General features: G+C 70.7%; 21 protein-coding genes and 3 pseudogenes. 13 read left to right on the top strand and 11 right to left on the bottom strand.

Going from position 1 to position 18,043, the window contains the following annotated elements:
• Positions 1-129 precede the first annotated feature (129 nt).
• On the top strand, positions 130-858 hold the full coding sequence (locus OOK31_RS32620) for an enoyl-CoA hydratase/isomerase family protein (RefSeq protein ID WP_267091228.1): 729 nt from the start codon (positions 130-132) through the stop codon (positions 856-858).
• Between the two features lie 4 nt (positions 859-862).
• On the opposite strand, the gene OOK31_RS32625 is transcribed toward OOK31_RS32620, so the two are convergent.
• The gene (locus tag OOK31_RS32625) at positions 863-1,657 is read right to left on the bottom strand and encodes a VOC family protein (protein WP_267091008.1); all 795 of its coding nucleotides are present in this window, start codon (positions 1,655-1,657) and stop codon (positions 863-865) included.
• 226 nt (positions 1,658-1,883) lie between these two features.
• Here OOK31_RS32625 and OOK31_RS32630 point away from each other — a divergent pair, with 226 nt between their 5' ends.
• Positions 1,884-2,501: a flavin reductase family protein gene (locus OOK31_RS32630; protein ID WP_267091229.1), complete on the top strand. Its 618-nt coding sequence runs from the start codon at positions 1,884-1,886 to the stop codon at positions 2,499-2,501.
• On the opposite strand, the gene OOK31_RS32635 is transcribed toward OOK31_RS32630, so the two are convergent.
• The 4 genes from OOK31_RS32635 to OOK31_RS32650 form a co-directional block, all read right to left on the bottom strand.
• The gene (locus OOK31_RS32635) at positions 2,491-2,676 is read right to left on the bottom strand and encodes a hypothetical protein (protein WP_267091009.1); all 186 of its coding nucleotides are present in this window, start codon (positions 2,674-2,676) and stop codon (positions 2,491-2,493) included. The genes OOK31_RS32630 and OOK31_RS32635 overlap by 11 nt on opposite strands.
• Before the next feature lie 89 nt (positions 2,677-2,765).
• Positions 2,766-3,833 (bottom strand): Zn-dependent alcohol dehydrogenase, encoded by a 1,068-nt coding sequence (locus OOK31_RS32640; protein WP_267091010.1) that lies wholly within the window; start codon positions 3,831-3,833, stop codon positions 2,766-2,768.
• Positions 3,830-5,056, bottom strand: a complete 1,227-nt coding sequence (locus OOK31_RS32645; RefSeq protein WP_267091011.1) for an acyl-CoA dehydrogenase family protein — start codon at positions 5,054-5,056, stop codon at positions 3,830-3,832. Before OOK31_RS32645 ends, OOK31_RS32640 begins: the two co-directional genes overlap by 4 nt.
• Before the next feature lie 13 nt (positions 5,057-5,069).
• Positions 5,070-5,981, bottom strand: coding sequence for an SDR family oxidoreductase (locus OOK31_RS32650; protein WP_267091012.1), 912 nt, complete (start codon positions 5,979-5,981; stop codon positions 5,070-5,072).
• Between the two features lie 140 nt (positions 5,982-6,121).
• Between OOK31_RS32650 and OOK31_RS32655 the strand changes: the two genes are divergently transcribed.
• Positions 6,122-7,048 carry a cyclase family protein gene (locus OOK31_RS32655; protein ID WP_267091013.1) on the top strand — a complete coding sequence of 309 codons (927 nt, stop codon included), beginning with the start codon at positions 6,122-6,124 and terminating at the stop codon, positions 7,046-7,048.
• A gap of 312 nt (positions 7,049-7,360) precedes the next feature.
• Complete coding sequence (locus OOK31_RS32660; RefSeq protein WP_267091014.1) at positions 7,361-7,927, top strand: hypothetical protein; 567 nt, start codon at positions 7,361-7,363, stop codon at positions 7,925-7,927.
• A 60-nt stretch (positions 7,928-7,987) separates the two neighbouring features.
• Here the strand turns inward: OOK31_RS32660 and OOK31_RS32665 are convergent, their stop codons facing one another.
• Positions 7,988-8,749, bottom strand: a complete 762-nt coding sequence (locus OOK31_RS32665; RefSeq protein WP_267091015.1) for a maleylpyruvate isomerase family mycothiol-dependent enzyme — start codon at positions 8,747-8,749, stop codon at positions 7,988-7,990.
• Between the two features lie 145 nt (positions 8,750-8,894).
• Here OOK31_RS32665 and OOK31_RS32670 point away from each other — a divergent pair, with 145 nt between their 5' ends.
• Entirely contained in the window at positions 8,895-9,686 is a 792-nt protein-coding gene (locus OOK31_RS32670) for a DUF2785 domain-containing protein (RefSeq protein ID WP_267091016.1), read from the top strand.
• Between the two features lie 4 nt (positions 9,687-9,690).
• On the opposite strand, the gene OOK31_RS32675 is transcribed toward OOK31_RS32670, so the two are convergent.
• Together OOK31_RS32675 and OOK31_RS32680 are read right to left on the bottom strand one after the other, a co-directional pair.
• Complete coding sequence (locus OOK31_RS32675; RefSeq protein ID WP_267091017.1) at positions 9,691-9,867, bottom strand: hypothetical protein; 177 nt, start codon at positions 9,865-9,867, stop codon at positions 9,691-9,693.
• Between the two features lie 9 nt (positions 9,868-9,876).
• Entirely contained in the window at positions 9,877-10,323 is a 447-nt protein-coding gene (locus OOK31_RS32680; protein ID WP_267091018.1) for an ATP-binding protein, read from the bottom strand.
• Between the two features lie 244 nt (positions 10,324-10,567).
• Between OOK31_RS32680 and OOK31_RS32685 the strand changes: the two genes are divergently transcribed.
• From OOK31_RS32685 to OOK31_RS32710, 6 genes and pseudogenes are all read left to right on the top strand, one after another.
• Positions 10,568-11,422 carry a helix-turn-helix transcriptional regulator gene (locus tag OOK31_RS32685; protein WP_267091019.1) on the top strand — a complete coding sequence of 285 codons (855 nt, stop codon included), beginning with the start codon at positions 10,568-10,570 and terminating at the stop codon, positions 11,420-11,422.
• Positions 11,423-11,433: 11 nt separating this feature from the next.
• Positions 11,434-11,634: a DUF397 domain-containing protein gene (locus OOK31_RS32690; protein WP_267091020.1), complete on the top strand. Its 201-nt coding sequence runs from the start codon at positions 11,434-11,436 to the stop codon at positions 11,632-11,634.
• 313 nt (positions 11,635-11,947) lie between these two features.
• Positions 11,948-12,313 (top strand): hypothetical protein, encoded by a 366-nt coding sequence (locus OOK31_RS32695; RefSeq protein WP_267091021.1) that lies wholly within the window; start codon positions 11,948-11,950, stop codon positions 12,311-12,313.
• Between the two features lie 128 nt (positions 12,314-12,441).
• Complete coding sequence (locus tag OOK31_RS32700; protein WP_267091022.1) at positions 12,442-12,750, top strand: hypothetical protein; 309 nt, start codon at positions 12,442-12,444, stop codon at positions 12,748-12,750.
• A gap of 16 nt (positions 12,751-12,766) precedes the next feature.
• Positions 12,767-13,878, top strand: a pseudogene (locus tag OOK31_RS32705) (DUF4158 domain-containing protein); the annotation flags it as partial.
• Between the two features lies 1 nt (position 13,879).
• A pseudogene (locus OOK31_RS32710) lies at positions 13,880-14,167 on the top strand (Tn3 family transposase); the annotation flags it as partial.
• A gap of 320 nt (positions 14,168-14,487) precedes the next feature.
• Here OOK31_RS32710 and dmpI read toward each other — a convergent pair.
• Complete coding sequence (gene dmpI / locus OOK31_RS32715) at positions 14,488-14,670, bottom strand: 4-oxalocrotonate tautomerase DmpI (protein ID WP_267091024.1); 183 nt, start codon at positions 14,668-14,670, stop codon at positions 14,488-14,490.
• Between the two features lie 137 nt (positions 14,671-14,807).
• On the opposite strand from dmpI, the gene OOK31_RS32720 reads away from it, so the two are divergent.
• Complete coding sequence (locus OOK31_RS32720; protein WP_267091025.1) at positions 14,808-15,692, top strand: LysR family transcriptional regulator; 885 nt, start codon at positions 14,808-14,810, stop codon at positions 15,690-15,692.
• A 176-nt stretch (positions 15,693-15,868) separates the two neighbouring features.
• Here the strand turns inward: OOK31_RS32720 and OOK31_RS32725 are convergent.
• A pseudogene (locus tag OOK31_RS32725) lies at positions 15,869-16,657 on the bottom strand (site-specific integrase); the annotation flags it as partial.
• 191 nt (positions 16,658-16,848) lie between these two features.
• Here OOK31_RS32725 and OOK31_RS32730 point away from each other — a divergent pair.
• On the top strand, positions 16,849-17,184 hold the full coding sequence (locus OOK31_RS32730; RefSeq protein ID WP_267091026.1) for a hypothetical protein: 336 nt from the start codon (positions 16,849-16,851) through the stop codon (positions 17,182-17,184).
• Here OOK31_RS32730 and OOK31_RS32735 read toward each other — a convergent pair.
• On the bottom strand, positions 17,138-17,809 hold the full coding sequence (locus tag OOK31_RS32735) for a DUF4097 family beta strand repeat-containing protein (protein WP_267091027.1): 672 nt from the start codon (positions 17,807-17,809) through the stop codon (positions 17,138-17,140). The two genes, OOK31_RS32730 and OOK31_RS32735, sit on opposite strands and share 47 nt — an antisense overlap.
• Positions 17,810-18,043: the final 234 nt, after the last annotated feature.

Below are 18,043 nucleotides of genomic sequence, written 5' to 3' on the forward strand. Positions count from 1 at the left end.
CACCCCCGAACCCGCCCGGCCAACGCCCACCCCCGAACAGGAGACCCCGTGCCCCACGCCCCCGACGACGAGATCCGGCACCGCCAAGAAGGCAACGTCTCGTGGATCACCCTCAACCGCCCCGACGCCATGAACGCCCTCACCTGGGACCAGCGCGAGCGCGTCATCGCCCTGCTCGCCGACGCCTCCGCCGACCCCGACGTACGCGCCGTCGTCATCACCGCCACCGGCAAGGGCTTCTGCGCCGGCGCCGACCTCCGCGGCTCCCCCGCCCAGCCCGCCGCAGGCGACCGCGTCGCGGGCGACGTCGCCCGGATGATCCGCCAAGGCGCCCAGCGCCTGATCACCGCAGTCCTGGACTGCGAGAAACCCGTCATCGCCGCAGTCAACGGCACCGCCGCCGGCATAGGCGCCCACCTCGCCCTCGCCTGCGACCTCGTCATCGCCGCCGAACCGGCCCGTTTCATCGAGGTGTTCGTCCGCCGCGGCCTCGTCCCCGACGGCGGCGGCGCCTACCTCCTGCCCCGCCTCCTCGGCCCCCAGAAGGCCAAGGAGCTGATGTTCTTCGGCGACGCCGTCCCCGCCACCGAGGCGGCCCGTCTCGGCCTCGTCAACACGGTGGTCCCGGCCGAGGAACTGGAGGCGACGGCCCGCACCTGGGCCGAGCGCCTCGCGCAAGGCCCCACCCGCGCGCTCGCGCTCACGAAGCAGCTGGTCAACGCCTCCCTGGACAGCGACCGCGCCACCGCACTGGCCGCCGAGGCCACCGCCCAGGAGCTCAACATGACCACCGCCGACGCGAACGAAGGCGTGGCCAGCTTCGTAGAACGCCGCACACCGAAGTACACGGGCCGGTAAAAAACTACATCCGCGGATCCGGCTTCAGCAGCGCGAACACCGCCCCCGCCGGGTCGGACGCCCACGCGATCCGCCCGACCTCCGGCACGTCCGCCGCCGGCATCAGCACCTCGCCGCCGTTCCCCTCGATCGCCGTGACGGTGGCATCCGTGTCCGCCACCGCGAAGTACGGCACCCACCGCGGCACCATCGCCGACGCCCCGCCCGCGCCCTCGCCCTGTTCGGCGACCCCGCCGAAGGACCCGTCCTCCTGGTCCCCGTCGGCGATGCTCAGCACCCGGTACGTCATCCCGGGCGCCTGCATCTCGGCGTACCGCCACCCGAAGACCCCCCCATAAAAACGCACGGCCGCGACCGGATCCGGCACGTGCAGCTCCGCCCACACAAAGCTGTTCGGCGCGGAGGTCAGCTCCAGCCCGGCGGTCTTCCCCGGCTGCCAGCAGGCGAACTCGGCGCCCTGCGGGTCGGTGAACTGCGCCAGCCAGCCCTCCCCCATCACGTCCATGGGTTCCATCCGCACCCGCCCGCCCCCGCTGCGCACGCTCTCGGCGGTGGCCCGGACGTCCGGGCTGTTGAAGTGGATCATCCAGGCGGACTTCGCGCCCGCCTCGGTCAGCGGGCCGAGCGCGGCGACGGTCTTGCCCGCCACCTGGAAGAAGCCGTACCCGCCCGCCTCGGGCCCGGCGGAGGCGAACTGCCAGCCGAAGACGGAGGAGTAGAACGCGACGGCCGCGTCGGTGTCGGGGCTGCCGAGGTCGAGCCAGTTGGGGGATCCGGTACGGAAGTCGGTGCCGAGCATGGGCTCCTCCAGAGGGGTGCGCTACGGGGTGCACCCGCCACCATGCCGACCCCCCGCACCCGGGGCCCCGTACGAGCCCCGGACCCCGCCCCGTTTCACCCGTCCGGCGGATCGGCCCGCCGGCCCCCGCACCGGCCCCCACCCCGCCGCCCACACCACCCCGCGCAACCCCTTCCCATCTGACACTCCGTCAGTTTCAATCATCCATGTGATGGGACACGCAGGGATGGCGGCCACCGTCGTCCGATACCTCCGATCGGCCGGCTCCCCCACCTCCACGAGGCCGGGACCCGGGTCCGAGCACCTCGACACGCTCCCCCGCCCCGACCTGCGGGCCGTCGGTGAGGACGAGCGCGCGCCCGTCAGCCCCGCCGAATTCCGCGCGGTCCTCGGCAATTTCGCCAGCGGGGTCACGATCATCACCGCCCCGCCCGCCGAGGGCGAGGACGGCCCGGCCGGCTTCGCCTGCCAGTCCTTCGCCTCGCTCTCCCTGGACCCGCCCCTGGTCACCTTCATGGTGGCCCGTACGTCGACCACCTGGCCGCGCATCGCCCGCGCCGGAGTGTTCTGCGTCAACATCCTCGGGGCCGAACAGGGCGAACTGTGCCGGGCCTTCGCGGTCAGCGGCGCCGACAAGTTCGCCGGGGTGGGCCACCGGCCCGCGCCCGCGACCGGGTCACCGCAGCTCGACGACGCGCCCGCCTGGATCGACTGCCGGATCCACGCCGTCCACACCGGCGGGGACCACCTGATCGTCGTGGGCCGCGTCGAGGCCATGGGCGCCGCCGGCGAGGGCGACCCGCTCCTCTTCCACAAGGGCCGCTTCGGCCGCTTCACACACTGAAGTTGTCGCCGATGCCGGAGGCACACAGCGCGAAGCCGGCGCCGGTGGCACGGTCGAGCGCGACGACCGGCTCGTCATCGAGGACGGCAAGGGCGTACAGCAGACACTTGAACGGCTCCCCGGACAGCTTCGCGACCCCCACGACGGCCGAAAACCGCCCACGACCGAATACCATCCGCGCACCCTGACCGACCCCACGGACAGCCCCTCCGGGCCCTGCCGGACCGCGCACGCAAGCCCGGCAGGACCCGAACCGGAACCGCCCTAGAAGGTCAGCACCCCCCGGGCCACCCGCCCGTGATGCGCGTCGTCGACGGCCTTCGCGAAGTCCTCCACCGGGTAGACCTCGGTCACCAGCTCGTCCAGCAGCAGCTTCCCCTGCCGGTACAGCTCCGCGTACAGCGCGATGTCGCGCTGCGGGCGCGAGGACCCGTACCGGCAGCCCATGATCGTCTTGTCGAGGTACATGGACGAGACGAGGAATGACGCCTCCTCCGTGAAGCCCGGCACCCCCAGCAGGACCGCCTGCCCGTGCCGGTCGAGCAGGTCGATCGCCTGCCGGATCAGCTTCACGTTGCCGACGCACTCGAAGGCGTGGTCCGCGCCCGTCGGCAGGATCTCGCGGACGGCCGCCGTGGTGTCGGCGACGGCCGAGGCGTCCACGAAGTGGGTGGCGCCGAACTGCCGGGCGACCGCCTCCTTCGCCGGGTTGGCGTCCACGGCCACGATGGTCGTGGCCCCGGCGATCCGCGCGCCCTGGAGGACGTTGAGCCCGATGCCGCCGGTGCCGATGACGACCACCGTCTCGCCCCGGTCGACCTTGGCCCGGTTCAGGACGGCCCCGACCCCCGTGAGCACCCCGCAGCCGATCAGCGCGGCCGAGGTCAGCGGGATGTCCTCGGGGATCTTCACGGCCTGTACGGCCTTGACGAGGGTCCGCTCCGCGAACGCCGAGTTGGAGGCGAACTGGAACAGCGGCTGCCCGCCCCGCGAGAAGGGCCGGCCCGGCATCCCGATGGCCTTGCGGCACATCGTGGGCCGGCCCCGGTCGCAGTCGGCGCAGGCCCCGCAGTTGGCCAGGGTGGACAGTGCCACGTGGTCACCGGGCGCCACGTGCGTCACCCCCGCCCCCACCGCCTCGACCACACCGGCGCCCTCGTGCCCGAGCACGACCGGCGGCGGGAACGGAATCGTCCCGTCGATCACCGACAGGTCGCTGTGGCACAGCCCGGCCGCCCCGATCGCGACCAGCACCTCCCCCGGCCCGGGATCGCGGATCTCCAGATCCCCGACGACCTGGGCCTGCTTGCCGTCGAACACGACGCCTCTCACCTGGGCTCCTTAGGCAGGCCGAGCACCCGCTCGGCGATGATGTTCCGCTGGATCTCGTCCGAGCCGCCGTAGATGGTGTCGGCGCGGGTGAACAGGAAGAGCCGCTGCTCCTCGTCGAGCCCGAGTTCGTACGGGGCCCCCTGCGCCCAGAGCCCCGGCCCGGCGGTGGCGGCCGCGCCCCGGACGGCCACCGCGAGCTCCCCGAGGCGCCGGTGCCAGCCGCCCCACAGCAGCTTGGCCACGCTCGGCGCGCCCGGGTCGCCTTCCGCCCCCTGTGCCCCCTGTGGCCCCCGCGCCCCCAGCGTCCGCAGGGCGTTCCAGCGCATGACGCGCAGTTCGGCCCACTGCCGTACGAGGTGTTCGCGCACGACCGGATCCGGGGCGGGCGAGGCCGCGTAGGCGCGGATGACCCGTTCCAGTTCGGCCGCGAAGCCGATCTGCTGGACGAGCGTGGACACCCCGCGTTCCAGGGCGAGCAGCCCCATGGCGACGGTCCAGCCCTGCCCCTCGCCGCCGACGACCTCGGTGGCGACGGCGCCGTCGAGGAAGACCTCGTTGAACTCGGCGGTGCCGGACATCTGCCGGATGGGCCGGACCTCGATCCGTCCGGGCTGGTCCATGCGGACGAGGAGGAAGGACAGGCCGTGGTGGCGGCGGGAGCCGGCCTCGGTGCGGGCCAGGACGAAGCACCAGTCGGCGTCCTGGGCGAGGGAGGTCCAGATCTTCTGCCCGGTGACCCGGTACAGCCCGTCGGCCGGGTCGCGGACGGCGGCGGTGCGGACGCCGGCCAGGTCGGAGCCGGCGCCGGGCTCGCTGTAGCCCTGGCACCACAGTTCCTCGCCGAGGGCGATCCCGGGCAGGAAGCGGGCCTGCTGCTGCGGGGTGCCGTAGGCGATGAGGGTGGGGGCGAGGAGGTTCTCGCCGATGTGGCCGACGCGGCCGGGTGCGCGCAGCGCCGCGTACTCCTCTGCCCAGACGACCTGGCCGGTGAGGGAGAGCCGCTGCTGCCCGTACGCGCCGGCGGGGAGGTCCCAGCCGGTGCCGATCCAGCCGCCGCGTCCGAGTTCCCGTTCCCAGGCGCGCCGGGCCGCCACCTCCTGGTGCTCGCTGCCCGGGCCGCCGAGTCCGACGGCGCGGGCGTACGGGCCGGTGAGGTGTGCGGTGAGCCAGGAGCGGGCGCGGGCGCGCAGTTCCTCGGCCTCCGCGCCGAATGCGAAATCCACCGGGCCGCCTTCCCTACGCGTTGGGGCGGTCCTTGGCGGCCGCCGCCTTTGCCATGGCTTCGAGCTGCGCGAGCATCGGCATCGGGTCGGTGCCCACCGTCCCGGGCAGGAAGTCGGCGATCTTCTCGGGGGTCCAGGAGCCTTCGGCGTACCCGGCGCGCAGTTCGCGGGGCTGGGCCCAGACGGCGATCTTGGGGCCGGCGATCGTGTAGACCTGCCCGGTGATGTTCTCGGCGCGGGCGCGTTCGCTGAGGAGGTAGGTGACGAGGGCGGCGACGTCCTCGGGCTCCCCGATCTCCTTGAGTTCCATGGGGACGTTCGCGGACATGCGGGTGCGGGCGACGGGGGCGACGGCGTTGGCGGTGACCCCGTACTTGTGGAGGCCGAGGGCGGCGCTGCGGACGAGGGAGATGATCCCGCCCTTGGCGGCGCTGTAGTTGGCCTGGGCGACGGAGCCCTGGTGGTTGCCGCTGGTGAAGCCGATGAGGGTGCCGCTGCCCTGGCGGCGCATGACGGCGGAGGCGGCGCGGAAGAGGGTGAAGGTGCCCTTGAGGTGGGTGGCGACGACGGGGTCCCATTCCTCCTCGGACATGTTGAAGAGCATGCGTTCGCGCAGGATGCCGGCGACGCAGACGACGCCGTCGATGCGCCCGTAGCGGGCGAGCGCGGTGTCGACGACGCGCTGGCCGCCCGCCATGGTGGAGATGTCGTCGGCGACGGCGACGGCCTCGCCTCCGGCGGCGAGGATCTCCTTCACGACGCCGTCGGCGATCTCGCTGGTGGGTTCGTTGCCCTCCATTCCCACGCCGTAGTCGTTGACGACGACCTTGGCGCCCTCGGCGGCCGCGGCGAGTGCCACGGCCCGCCCGATGCCCCGGCCGGCGCCGGTGACGGCGACGGTCTTGCCTGCCAAGAAGTTCCCCACGTCCGGCCCCTTCCCGCGTTTTCTGACGGTCCGTTAGATTCTATGACCAGTCAGATCCCTGAGCACAAGCCCCTGTTGCCATCGATGCCGTCCGGAATCACCCGCATCCGCATCCGCACCCCGAGGAGCTGAACGAAGCCATGACCCTGCCCGCCGAGTTCCACGACATCGCCAAGCGCGTCAACAACTGGGGCCGCTGGGGCACCGAGGACGAGATCGGGACCCTGAACCTGATCACGGACGAGGTGGTCCGCACGGCCGCCGCCGAGATCCGCACCGGGCGCCGGATCCCCCTCGCGCTGCCCCTGAAGGAGGATGGGGTGCAGGCCGGCATGATCCCCGGCCGGATCAACCCGCTGCACACGATGGTGCAGATCAACCAGGAGATCTTCGGCCCCGGGACGGTGGCGTGCAGCGACGACGCCGTGACGATGGGCCTCCAGTCGGCCACCCACTGGGACGCCCTGACGCACGTCTCGCACTCGGGCCGCATCTACAACGGCCGCCCCGCCTCGACGATCACCGCGCACTCCCGCGCCGAGTTCAGCGGCATCGAGAAGGCCGGCCCGATCGTCTCGCGCGGCGTCCTGCTCGACGTGGCCCGCGCGAAGGGCCTGGACCGGCTCCCGGGCGGGCACGCGGTGACCCCGGAGGACCTGGCGGAGGCGGAGGAGTTCGGCCGTGTCACCGTACGGGCGGGCGACATCGCGCTGGTCCGCACCGGCCAGATCCAGGTCTACCTGGCGGGCGACAAGCACGGCTACGGCTTCCCCTCGCCCGGCCTCTCCGTCCGCACCCCGCAGTGGTTCCACGGCCGTGACGTGGCGGCCGTCGCGAACGACACCCTCACCTTCGAAATCTTCCCGCCGGAGATCGAGAACCTGTGGCTGCCGGTGCACGCGCTGGACCTCGTCGAGATGGGCATGCACCAGGGCCAGAACTGGAACCTCGAAGCCCTGTCCACAGCCTGTGCGGAAGTCGCCCGCTACTCCTTCCTGCTCTCCGCGATGCCGGAACCCTTCGTCGGCGGCACCGGCACCCCGGTGGCCCCGGTCGCGATCCTCTGAGCCCTCTCGCAACCCTTTGCCCTGTTTCGCGCCACGACAGCGGACCCCCTCCGCGGCGCGGGCGCGAGACCCGCGAACCCCGAGCCAGGACAAGGAAACCGAGTGCCGGCTACACCTTTGGGCACGCACATACGTACGAGACGGGCGGGGCTCCTGGGGCGGGAGCCCAGTGGTGTTATGCGCCCAAGAGTCCCGAGGCGACCGATTTCACCCTTCATGGGCCGCCAGACCTTCGAAAGGATGGTCCCGCGTCTCCGGGCCGCCCGTCACGAGCGGGTGGCTTCCAGGTCGCCGAAGCAGAGGGGAACAACCATGTCACCGCGCAAGACCCTGGCGATGATGACCGCGACCGCGGCCCTGATCGCGGGTTCCGTCCTGACCGCCCACGCCTCGACCGCAGCCGAATCCCAGCAGTCCACCGCGTCCTCCGCCTCCACCTCGGCTTTCACCGGGCAGGCCATAGGCGCGGGGCTGACCGGCCGGCAGGCCACCCAGCTCCAGCAGCGGGTCGACGACGTCCTCGCGAAGGACCCCCAGGCACGCCAGGTCTCCGCGAACAAACTCACCACCGCCGGCGGCACCCTGGTCCTCGCCGCCCCCGGCCAGACCGACACCCGCGACCTCGCCGCCCCCGGGACGGCCCTGGCCTGCGCGAACGGCCACCTGTGCATCACGGACGGCCGCGGCAACAACTACGACTACTACCGGTGCGGCTACTACGACTTCTACGGCATCGGCGACGGCACCTTCAACAACAACCAGACCTCCGGCACCCGGGCCCGCTTCTACAACGAGAACGGCACCGAACGCTGGTCGAACGTGGCCAAGTCCACCGGCACCGCCTCCTGGACCCCGGTCTTCCACATCCGCCCCTGCTGACCCGCCACCCGGCCGGTGCCCCGACCCCCGCTCCGGGGGTCGGGGCACCGGCTGGACCGGCTACTCCTCGGGCTCCCAGGCGATCAGCTGCTCGAACACCTGCGGGTCGCCCTCGATCTTCAGGTCGCTCAGCGTGAGGCGGCCCCAGACGAAGAGGAGCAGCTGCTCGGCCGTGCCCGTGGCCGAAGCGGAGGCGGGCGCGGCGTCGTCCGTGAGGGGTGCGGGCCAGGCGCCGGTGCCGTCCAGCACGAGGAGCCAGGAGCGGCCTTCGGTGGCGTGGTAGTGGATGGTGGCGGGCTCGTGCGGCCAGGCCGCCGGGGTGGAATTGCAGGTGTCGAGGAACTCGGCCACGCCGTCGATCGCGACGTCCGCCGGCATCGGCTGCACGGCGCCTGCGGCGAGCTGGGCGTCGTAGGTGTGCACCAGCACCTCGTGCACCCGGCGCCGGGCAACGCCCCAGGCGTTCGTCGGCGATACGCCGGCGCCCCACCACGTCCAGCACTCGCGCTCCGGGCCGGCCTCGCGCAGCGCACTCAGCAGCAGCTCGTTCGACTCGGCGTACCAGGCCAGCAGCGCGTCGAGCTCGCGCGGCACCTCCGCGGCATCCTTGGCCGGCGGAGCCTCGGCCGGGCCCGCGGCGACGATTGCGGCCCACCAGCGCTGGCCCGTACCCAGGTGCTGCACCAGATCGGACAACGTCCACTCGGGGCAGGACGGCACCGGCGCCTCAAGGCTGGGCGCGGCGGCAACCGCACTCCGGAACGCGGCCGACCGCTCGTCGATCAGTTGCAGCAGGGCGGAAAACTCAAGACTCTCTGTCACCTCGGTTATCTATCACCCCAGTTCAGCCGAGCACACCCTATTTTCCAGTGGCTGGTCGGCTCCTGCGGACAGGCGAGTCCAGGCATTGTGTTGGCTCCTCTTAACCCGTGGTGCGCGCCGCCGCCGCGCGCCTATCGTCCGTCCGGTGATCGACTGGAACAGCATCGAAGCCGCCGGCCGCACCGTGCCCGCCGACCGCCCCATGAACGAGCTCGTACGGGACCTCTCCCGCGCCCTGGCAGACCCCGACCCCCTCGTCCGGGACGGCGCACCCTACTCCGTCCTCGCCTCCTGGATAGCCGACGGGGTGATCGACGCACCCCGCCGCCTGGAACTCGGCGACGAGATGGCCGCCCGCCTCTCCCACCAGGAGGTCCAGGCCCGCACCTTCGCCCCGCTCGTGCTCGACATGCTCGTCACCCGGGGGGACTTCAGGCCGGGCTGGGCCGACGCGTTCGAGCGCTGGTACCCGGCGGAGGAGGACCTGCGCGGCCACGACGAGAAGCTCGGCTGGCTCCACGCGGTCGCGCACGGCGCGGACCTGCTGGGCACGTTCGGGCTCCGCCCCGAGGTGGACCCGGCGCGGATGCTCCGCCTGGCCGCCGCGCGGCTGACGGCGCCGACCGGGTCCGTATGGGACCAGCTGGAGGACGACCGGCTGGCGAGGGCCGTCGCCCGTGTCCTCACCCGGCCCGGCATCGACGAGCCCAACGCGACGGGGTGGCTGGACCGGATCGCCACCGCCTTCGGGTCCGACCGGATCGCCACCCCGGTCCCCGCCCAGGTCAGCAACTGCCTGCGCACCCTGCGCCTGCTGTACGTCCTCGCGGACCGCGGCGTCCGCCTCGACCCGGCATCACCCCCGACGCCCCTCCACCACCGCGAGGCCCTGAAGTCCCGGCTGGCCGACACCCTGGACCGCATCGTCAAGCGCTGACCCCTCAGCCGAGCGTACGGCTCCAGATCTCGGCCCCCGCCCAGACCGGGTACCAGAACGCCCACTTCGGTGCGACCAGGGCGGCGAGGAACCACAAGAAGGGCAGGGCCGCGACGAGCAGGCAGCACCACCCCCCGCCCTTGCCGGAGGCGGACGGCTGCGGTGTCGGTTCGGTGGCCATCCTCCGAACCTAGGCGCCGCCCTCCGGCCCCGCCTGAGTACCCGTACTCAGGCTGAACCAGACCACCTTGACGCAGTCTCCCTGCGCCACCGCCGCCCACTCGTCGGCGTACGCACCGACCAGCGCGAGCCCGCGCCCGCCGGTCGCCATGAGCGGTATCCCGCCGCCGCCGGAGGGCCACCGCTCGGGGGCGCAGTCGTAGACGTAGACGGTGACGCGGCCGTCCGCCAGCGCGGCTTCGACGGTGATCTCCCGCGTGTCGGTGTGCCGGTACGCGTTGGTCACCACCTCGGAGGTGCACAGCCGCGCCCGCTCCCGCAGCCCCTCTCCCCACCGGGCCCCGCGCAGCAGGGACACCACCCAGTCCCGCGCGATCCCGGGAGTCTCCGCCCGACTGGGCGCGGTCATCTTGTAGCTGAGCCCCTCGACGGGGGTCGGGTTGCCGACGGATTTCATCCCGGTCCTCTCCCAACACGGTTCGGGTCCGCGACTCGCCGTCCGTGGCATCGGCCGCCGGTGACGCACGCTCAAGGCGCGTACCAGCGGCTGCACTTCGGCCTTCCCGGCGTGCGGCGCGGTGCTGCGAGAACCGTAGGGGGCAAGCATGCACCGGTGCAACCTTGCCCCTCCATTCTTCAGCGGCCGGTGGACCCGTGGCAGGGTTAACGGCAGACTCGTGCCAGACAAGGGGAAGGGACACATGCCGCCCAGGGACAACCCGACCGCCCGTCAGGCACGTCTTGGCGCCGAGCTGCGGAAGCTGCGCGAGTCCGCAGGGAAGACGGCCCGCCAATCCGCCGGTCTGCTGTCGGTCGACCAGGCAAAGATCAGTCACATCGAGGCGGGTCGCCTCGGGATCGGCGAGGAACGGATCCGACGCCTGGCCGCCTTCTACTCGTGCGACGACGGCGCTCTCATCGACGCCTTGTGCGCCATCGCGAGGGAGCATCGTGGGCAGTACTGGTTTGACGAATACCGGGGCATCCTTGCCCCCGGATTCCTCGACATCGCCGAACTCGAACACCACGCGACAGCACTTCGGTCCACGCAGAGCATGACCCTGCCCGGCCTCTTCCAGACGGAGAACTACGCCCGCGCACTGTTCTCCGGCGCAACGCCGAAGCTCCCGGCGGCCGAGGTCGAGGCCCGCGTCGAGCACCGGATGAAGCGGATCACGCTGCTCGACCGGACGAACCCTCCGCACTACGACGCGATCATCCACGAAGCCGCGCTGCGCATGCGTTTCGGCGGTCGCGAGGTCGCACGCGAGCAGCTTGAGCACCTACTGGAGCTCTCGACCCGCTCCACGCTGACGGTGCGCGTCATCCCGTTCACGAGCGAGGACTTCATCGAGGTCACCCAACCCGTGCTGTACGCGTGCGGGGTGGTCCCCCAACTCGACACCGTCCAGATCGACAGCGCCGTCGGAGGCCGCTTCCTCGACGCCGACGCCGATCTACGCAAGTACCGCACGCTGTTCGAGATCGCGGAGAAGGCCGCCCTCGACCAGGAAGGATCCCGCCAGATCATCCACCACATCGCACGAGAACTGTGAGAGACAGCGGCATGAGCACACCCATCAGCTGGCAGAAGGCCACCTTCTCCGGCGGCAACGGCGAGAACTGCATCGAGGTCGGCCGGCAGGCCGACAGCATCGTGATGCGCGAGAGCGACGATCCCGACCTGATCATCACCACCAGCCCGGCCAAACTCTCCGCGTTCATCCAGGGCGTCAAGGCGGGCGAGTTCGACCACTTCGTGAGCTGACCCGCACGGCGACCCCGCCGCGGGCCCCCGGCCCCCCGTCTCACCCCGACGGGGGGTCTTCGCACGCCTGGCGACAAGTATGCACCGGTGCATACTTGCCACGCTCCTGAGCGTAGCGCTACGGTCACAGCACGTCGCAGCGACGGCATGACTTCGGCACAACCAGCCGTCCGTGCAGGCCAGTTACCTGCACTGTCATATCGCACGCGGCCGTAGCATCCCGCCACGGAAGGGCAGGCAAACCATGCCTCGAACGAACGCCCCCACTCCGCCCCCACAGGGGACCAGGACGGCACGGCCCCTGGACCACACGGTGTCCATCCGGACCGGATACTGGTTCGAGGCGCTCTGCTACAAGGACGCCTACGCCGGGCCCCCCGAGCTGCTCGACCGCGCCATGCTGGACACCCCCGAGGAGGCCGTCCGGCTGATCCGGGTGCAGATCCGGACCACGCACCCCTTCGCCCTGTCCCCCGACGAGGTCGCCCGGGCCCTCGCCTGGGCCGACGGCGGCGGCCGCGTCCAGGCCCTCGCCGCCCTCCACCGCGGCGAACCCGCCGGCTTCAGCATCGTCCTGCGCGACGGCCTGCGCCCCGAATGGCGTGTGCGCCCCGTGGACCACCTGACCCTCACCCTCACGCACCCCCAACGTAACGATCCTCCCTGCTCATTCACCTGAATGCCCCTTTCCCGCCATGCGCACGGGGCCAACCATGGCCGCCAACACCGCATCGGCCGACCGGAAAAGGGAGACGTTCCACAATCTGGGCCCAGAAGGAGTTCAACGAGCACGGCCGCGGCAAGCTGGTGGCCGTCGCGCCGCTGATCTGCAACACCATCCCCTTCTCGGGACCGGTCAAGAAGGAGTACGAGCAGTCCTTCTCGGTCGCCGTGTCCGAGTCGACCACCGTCGGGCGGGAAGTCAGCCTGACCGCCGAAGCCTCCCTGACCGTGAAGGGAGTCGGCGGAAAGATCGGTGGAACCGTCAAATGGTCGAACTCCACCACGAACTCGATGTCGGTGACGAAATCCGGCAGCGACAAGACGTCCTTCGAGGTGCAGGAAGGAAAGTTCCGCAAGCTCGACACCCGGCTCTGCGCCGGGGTCGGAGGCTGAGGAACATCCATGTCAGTCGGGTGAGCAGGCTGGGTACGGGGCGTTTGTCGGGGCGCCGTCCCGTACGGAGTTGGAGCGGTACTTCTTCCTGGACGACGCGGACCGCGAGGTGGTGCAGGCCAAGCGTCGTGCCCACAACCGGCTCGGGTACGCGGTGCAGCTCACGAGCGTGCGCTACTTGGGCCGGTTCCTGCCGGACCCGCGGCAGGTGCCGGCAGAGGTCGCCGAGTATCTGGCCGAGCAGTTGGGGATTGCGGACCCGTTGTGCCTGAAGGAGTACGGCGAGCGGGACGGGACTGCGCGCACCCATGCCGGGGAGATCCAGGAGGCCGGGGGCTGGCGGGACTTCGCCGAGGTCTCGGCGGAGCTGGGTGAGTGGCTGGACGCGCGGGCCTGGACGACCGGGGACGGACCGAAGGCGTTGTTCGACGCGGCGGCCGGGTGGCTGCGTGAGCGCAGGGTGCTTCTGCCAGGGGCGAGCCGCTTGTCGCGGCTGGTGGGCAATGTCCGGGAGGCGGCGAACCAGCGGCTGTGGGACACCCTCTACGGGCTGTTGAGCACTGGCCAGCGGGCGGTGCTGGATTCGCTGCTGACGGTGCCTGCCGGTGCGCGGGTCTCGGAGCTGGACCGGCTGCGGCGCGGGCCGGTGCGGGTGTCGGGCCCGCAGATGAAGTGGTCCTTGGACCGGGCGCGGGAGGTCGCCGAGCTGGGCATGGGCGCCCTGGACGTGTCGCGGATACCTCCGCGCCGGCTGGCGGAGCCGTCGCGGTACGGGGTGGACGGCAAGGCCACGCTGCTCAAGCGGCACAACGACGCGCGGCGTCTGGCGACGCTGCTGGCTACCGCGGTGCACCTGACGACGCGGGCGGTCGATACGCCCTTGACTTGCTGGAGGTCCTGATTGCCACGAAGCTGCTGGCCAAGGCGGAGAGGGAGACGGCCAGAGAGAAGATGAAGACGCTGCCAAGGGTGGAGCGGGCCGGGGCGAAGCTGGCGACCGCGTTCCAGGTCGTCTTCGACACCACGTCCGAGCAGGTCGACACCGACACCGGGGAGATCAGTCCGCCGAAGGTGGAGACGCTGGCGGCGATGTGGGAGCGGATCGAGGCGGTGGTGCCGCGCAGTGAGCGGCAAGGCCGGACAGCTCTACCAGCGCTACCAAGACGGCATGGAGGACCAGATCGGGCGCTGGGCCTGGTCCTCAATTCGCTCGTGCTGTTCAACACGCGGTACATGGATGCCGCAGTGAACCAGCTGCGCGGCGGACGGCTTCGACGTTCGCGACGAGGACGTGGCCCGCCTGTCGCCGTTCGTGCGGCACCACATCAACCTGCTCGGCCGATGCTCCTTCCAGCTCCCCGTCCTGCCGGGTGACCTGCGCGCGTTGCACGACAGGGACGCCACCGATGACGAGTGATGCGGTGATGCTGTACGGCATCACCGGTTCGTCATGGTTGCGACGATCACGACCAAAGCGTACCCGCTGGTCAGCGCCCCGGACGGGGTTCCGGGAGCCGTCCCGCCCGCTGGGGCCGTGACGGCTTCCCGGATCCGCCCGGCCCGTTGGCGGGCGCGGTGCGCCTTCTACCAGCACGAGGGTGGGCAGTACACGGAGTCGCGGAGGTACCGTGACCGAGCACGAACCAACGCCCCCTGACTACGCGGTGATGCTCCGCAGAGCACCGCCGCAGTCGCCCTTGACCGGCTGGACCAGCCCCACACCAGGCGCGCGTGGTGTCACTTGTCGGCGGCGAGCTTGCCGCCGACCCCGAAGCTGTCGGTGGGGGTCTCCTCGATGAAGACCATCACCGTCTCGGCCGGGATTTGGTAGGTCTCGACGAAAGCGTCGGTGATCTTCTTGATCAGCTCCCGCTTGATCTCGACGTCGCGGGGGCCCTGCTGGATGGTCACTGCGGGCATGGCTGCCTCCTGATCATTCTTGATGCCGTACAGCTTGTGCCGTGGCGTAGGACCAGTTCACTACCCCGGGCTGTGGTGATCAAGGTGCACTTGACTCATACACTCATCACAGATCGTGATGAGTGAAGGGAGCGGGTATGGAGCTGCGGCAGATCAGGTACTTCCTGGCGGTCGCCGAGGAACTGCACTTCGGACGCGCTGCCGGGCGGCTGCGCGTCGTCCAACCCACCGTCAGCCAGCAGGTCCGCAGACTGGAACGCGAACTCGGTCTGGAACTGTTCGACAGGACCACCCGCAACGTCACGCTGACGGCCGCAGGGCAGGCTTTCCTGCTACGTGCCAGGGCCATCGCGGCGGCCGAGGAAGCGGCACTGGAGACGATGGCCGCGTTCCGCACCGACCAGCTCGCGACGTTGCGCGTCGGCACCAACACCGGTCTCGGCACACGGCTGGAGCGGCTGTTGGCGGACATGGCACAACATGCGCCGGAGATCACCGTGGAACTGCACAGCGTCCCGCCCGCGCCTCGGTTGCAACAGGTACGAGACGGCGAACTGGACGCCGCCTTCGTCCGCGGGATTGTCCAGAGCCCGGGGCTCGACCTGATTCCGGTCTGGCGGGACGAACTGGTCGCGGCGTTGCCCGCGTCGCATCCGCTGGCCGTACGCGAACACGTCGAGATCGCCGACCTGGCCGCCATGCCGCTCCGCATTGCGCCTCGCCACGCCAACCCGCACCTGGTCGACCTGATTACCAGCGCCTGCCGGGCCGCGGGCTTCGAGCCCGTCATGGGCCCCGCCTTCACCACCGACCAGGACACCCTCGCGGCTATCGGCATCGGCAGGCCCACCTGGACTGTCTTCTATTCCTCCAAGGCTGCGATCCTGCCCACCGCCCGCACCGCCTTCCGCCCGTTCGCCCCGCCCGCACCCGCCCTGCAGACCTACCTCGCCGTCCGCCCGACCACCTCCGCGCGACGCCTCGCTCCCCTTCTCGACGCCTGCCGCTCTCAGGAATCCTGACCAGAAGGGCTTCTTCGGGCCGGGGTGTCGACGGTCACATGTCAGTTCCTGCGGGGCACGTACATGATGACGGCCATGCCGTTGAGGCAGACCAGGGCGGCCGATGATGTAGTAGCAGTCGGGGCGGTAGCCGTCGGCGACCATGCCCCAGGCGATCGACCCCGCGACGAAAATCACCCGGTGCCCAGCCCGCGAACGGCAGTGTGCTCGTCCAGCAGCGCGCGGGCCTGCCCGTACGACAGACGGGCGAATCCGGTGTCCGGGCAGACGTCGCGCGGGCTGACGACCTTCCCTGGTCCCGGACGGCGGTGGGTGACGAACACCGGCCCCCGCGTACGGCCCTTCAGCAGCCGGGGCAGCAGTCGGGCAGTGCCGGCGTCCCAGTAGACCGTCTCCAGGACGAAGTCCTCGCGCGCCTGTCCCCGGCGGCGGGACTTCGACTTCGCTCCCTTGGCCTTGACCGAGCAGCGGCGCCCGGCGAAGTCCAGGTCCTCGATGTTCACTCCCAGGATCTCCTCCGAGCGCCCGGCGCTCTCGTAGAGCATCCGCCACAGCGTCTTCTCCCGAAGGTGCACCTCCCGGCGGGCGATGAGCCGGTCGACGGCCATGCGCGAGCGGACCGGGGTCTCGGAGTCCGGCACCGCCAGCCGCTTCGCCCAGGCCGGGACAGACGGACCGTCGTAGCCCCGCTCTCCACACCAGCCCAGCCAGGACAGCACCGAGGCGCGACGCGCATTCCACGTGTTCACCGCCGAAGTGCCCCAGAGCAGTTCGAGGGCCTCGCCGATCTCGTCGTCAGCGACCGAGGCGAGCGGCCTGCTCTCGCCGAGCCGTTCGACGATCTTGCCGACCCCGATCCCGTAGGTGCGGATCGTGTTCGGGTTGCCGAGCGAGTCGAGAAAGACGTCGGCCACCGTCCGAACAGTGAGCGCCTTGCCGGTCGGCAGCTGTACGACGCTGGACACCTACTTTCCCCTAACCGCAGATAACAGGGCCGCTTCGTGTAGCAGCCGGAGAACGTCACCGCAGGTGGCGGATCAAACTACCGCAGATATTGGGGTGTTATCTGTGGGAAGACTTCAGACCGCTTTCACTACCCATGCTCTGTCAGTCGCCCACCAGGGGCGACGAGGGCTTAGCGCACGATCTGACGTGGATGTTCCTCAGCCCCCGGGTCTACGTCGGCTGGCTCGTCTACCAGTACTACGACCAGGGCGCGCCCTACGCCTACGGCATGTACCCGATGCGGCCACCCGTACAGGTGCCCGGCTTCTCGTCTCCCGTCGCGGTTCACCTCATGACAGCCGAAGCTTCCGCCTTCAGCCCCAAGGAACGGGCGCTCATCGACGAGTACGTGCGCATCGCGCAGGAGAACGACGAAGAGGTCCAGGCGTTGCTCTCCGCCGAAGCCGACGGCCAGCGACGGAGTCGGCGGACCACGGGCTTCAGAGGCTGCGGGCGGCGATGTCGCCGTAAGCGGTGGTGGCGGTGACGGTGAGGGCGGCGGCGGTGCCGTCCGCGTTCTGGAGGGTGTTGTGGATGCGGCCGTAGCCGGTGCCGGCGTCGAGGGTGGCGGAGGTGCCGCGGGCGGCGCCGATGGTGATGTTGCCGTGCTCGGTGCGGAGTTCGACCGCGCCCTGGGTGGCTTCGGTGATGGTGATGTCGCCCTTCTGCGTGGTGAGGTGGGCGGGGCCGGTGAGGCGGCCGATGGTGAGGTCGCCGGCCTGGAGGGTGAGGCGGGCACCCGAGGTCTCGTCGAGCTTGACGGTGCCATGGGCGCTGTCGAGGACGACCTCGCCCAGGCGGCCGACACCACGGACCTCCGCGGTGGCCGTCTTCGCCTCGACACGGGAGCCGGCGGGCAGCTGCACGGTGACCTCGACCGCACCCGAGTTGCCGAACACCTTGCTCTTCGCCTCGGGGGCGGCGATCCGCAGCACACCGTCGGTGAAGGAGACGAGGACCTGCTCGGCGGCCTTCACGTCGCGGCTCTTGGAGGAGTCCGCGGGACGGACCTCGACCGTGGCGTCGGAGCGGTCGGCGGCGATGAACTGGATCCGGCCCGCGGGGATGTCCAGGACGGCGGAGACGGTGGTGGTGGTGGCGAACTTCTGCATGATGGCTTTTCCTTCGTTTCGCTTCGCTGCGTTCGTTTCTGACGATGGAAAAGCTACGTTGCGTTCGAAGAACCGCCAACACCCGTGTTGCGCGAAATCTGCATCACCGCAGGTCAAAGGCGTGAGATTGTTGCAACGGGGCTGGGACCTAACGCAACAACAGACACCCGCACATTGCAATGAAATGCAAGCGAACGCTACGTCAGAGCAGCACCGGAAGGCTCGGCGGCTCGT

The organism is Streptomyces sp. NBC_00249, assembly GCF_026342355.1.
GTDB lineage: Bacteria > Actinomycetota > Actinomycetes > Streptomycetales > Streptomycetaceae > Streptomyces.